At 75.7% G+C, this 367-nt stretch carries 1 protein-coding gene; it reads left to right on the plus strand.

Annotated features, from left to right (window positions below):
* Positions 1 to 367: AMP-binding protein (locus ASC93_RS30295; RefSeq protein WP_162251778.1), on the plus strand; the 367-nt coding region annotated here is incomplete at both ends.

The following is a 367-nucleotide window of genomic DNA, read 5'->3' on the forward strand; positions in this document are numbered from 1 at the left end:
GACGACCATCGACCGCCTGCGCGACCACTGGCTGCACCTGCTGCGCGCCGTCGCCGCCGATCCGGCCACGCCGGTCGCCCTGCTGCCGCTGCTGGACGACGTTGAAGCGCGGCGCCAACTGGTCGAGTGGAACGACACGGCGGCGCCCTATCCGGCGCACCTCGGCGTGCACCAGGCGTTCGAGGCGCAGGCTGCCCGCACGCCCGCGGCCACCGCACTGGCGTGGGACGGCGGCACGCTCGCCTACGCCGAACTGAATGCGCGCGCCAACCGCCTGGCCCGCCGCCTGCGCGACCACGGCGTGGCGCCGGACACCCAGGTCGCGCTGTGCCTGGACCGCGGGCCGGACCTGATCGTCGCCCTGCTC

It is taken from the genome of Massilia sp. Root335 (genome assembly GCF_001425685.1).
In the GTDB taxonomy this organism is placed as follows: Bacteria; Pseudomonadota; Gammaproteobacteria; order Burkholderiales; family Burkholderiaceae_D; genus Telluria; species Telluria luteola.